Origin of the sequence: Streptomyces albidus (ex Kaewkla and Franco 2022), assembly GCF_013870515.1 — a bacterium.
In the GTDB taxonomy this organism is placed as follows: domain Bacteria; phylum Actinomycetota; class Actinomycetes; order Streptomycetales; family Streptomycetaceae; genus Streptomyces; species Streptomyces albidus.
Genome location: NZ_JACBXA010000487.1, coordinates 1 through 1,651, shown reverse-complemented (window position 1 = coordinate 1,651; position 1,651 = coordinate 1). Strand labels below are relative to the sequence as shown.

Genomic DNA, 1,651 nt, shown 5'->3' with positions numbered 1-1,651 from the left:
GGCCCTGTAGGCGGTGTCGGGGTCGCCGTCGACGGCCGCTTCGGCGGGGGAGTCGGGACGGGCGGTGGGCCCGCCGTGGACCGTCTGGTCGCCGAAGGCCTTGCGCCGTACGCCCGCCCAGCGCTCGGAGGTCTCCAGCGCACGCTTCTCGAAGTCCGCGAGCACGCCCTTGCCGACCACGGCGCCTCGTTCCGGGCCGTCGGCACGCAGTTGCTTCAGCGCCAGACGCGCGTCCCAGGCGGCTCCGCCGTCGCCGCGGGCCTGCGCCGTGAGCATCTTCACGGCCTGCTCGCCCGCTTCGCCGCGCCGCGCCAACTCACGCAGCCACGGGCGCACTTCACGTTCGAGGGCGTCGGGCACCCGCTCCCGTGCGGTACGCATCGTGCCGAAGGCGTCCAGCAGTTGGTCCGCCGCGCGCCGCAGCCGTTTCACCTCGGACTTCTTGTCGCTGTCGGCGGCGTCGTACGCCGCCCAGAACTCCGCGAGCAGGGGCCGCAGATACGCCGACTCCCGGCCGCCGAGCAGCGAGGAGGCGTCGTTGCCGGCGAGGGCGTGCACCGCTTCACGAGCGCCCTCGCGCGCCTCCTCCGTGCCGGAGCCGGCGGCGACCGCGTCGATCGCCGCCTCCCAGGAGGCCTCAGGGTCGTAACGCTTCGGATTCCAGGCGTAGTCGGCGGCCGTGAACAGCGGGACGCGGGAGGCCGTCGGCTGCCTCATCGCGTTCGACAGCAGGGCCGCCGAACCGGAAGCGACCGCGGGCTCCCGGCCGCGGTAGGGACCGAGGAAGATCCGGTCCTGCGCGTAGTCGTTGACGGGGTAGTCGTCCATGGTGACCAGCGGGTGCTGCCTGAACGCCGAGCGGGCGTCGGCCAGTTCACCGCCGGTGATGGTGCGCGGCACCACGCCGACGCCGGACCAGGCGATCTGCACGCCCTGCTCCAGCTTCTCGGCGAGCGCGCTGCGGTAGTCGGTCGCACCGTCCTGGTAGAACTCGGTCGGCATGACGGACAGGGGTTCCGTGCCCGGATGACGTGCCGACAGATGGCGCGCGACGGCGTTGGCCAGCTCGGCCTGCGCGCGGGCCGCGGCCTTGGGCCCCGAACCGTAGGTCCGCGCGTCCTCGTCGCAGTGCCACTCGCTGTAACTGACGTCCTCGAAGCGCAGTTGGAAGGCGCCGAAGCCCAACGCGCGCATCGCGTCCACCTTGCGCAGCAGTGCTCTGCGGTCCTCGTCGGAGGAGAAGCACAGGCCCTGCCCCGGCGAGACCGCCCAGCCGAGCGTCACGTGATTGCGCCGCGCCCGCTCCGCCAGAGCGCGGAACTCGGCGCGCTGCGCGGCCGGATAGGGGTCGCGCCAGTGGGAGGACTGCCGGTACGGGTCGTCGGTCGAGGCGTACAGGTAGCGGTTCTGCTTGGTGCGGCCGAGGAAGTCCAGCTGCTCCAGACGCTCCTGCTGGGACCAGGCGTCGCCGTAGAAGCCCTCGGTGATGCCCCGGACGGGAGAGGCGGGCCAGTCCCTCACGGTCACGCCGGCGAAACCGCGGCTGCCCTTGTCCCCCTTCGAGCCCTTGCCTTTGGAGCTCTCGCGGGTGACCAGCTGCCGCAGGGTCTGCGCGGCGTTGAACAGGCCCGGCCCGTCGGCGCCTTCGAGC

At 72.7% G+C, this 1,651-nt stretch carries 1 protein-coding gene; it reads right to left on the bottom strand.

Annotated features, from left to right (window positions below; genetic code table 11):
* A partial coding sequence (locus H5J26_RS30780) for a beta-N-acetylhexosaminidase family protein (protein ID WP_181769223.1) occupies positions 1-1,651 on the bottom strand: 1,651 nt, incomplete at both ends.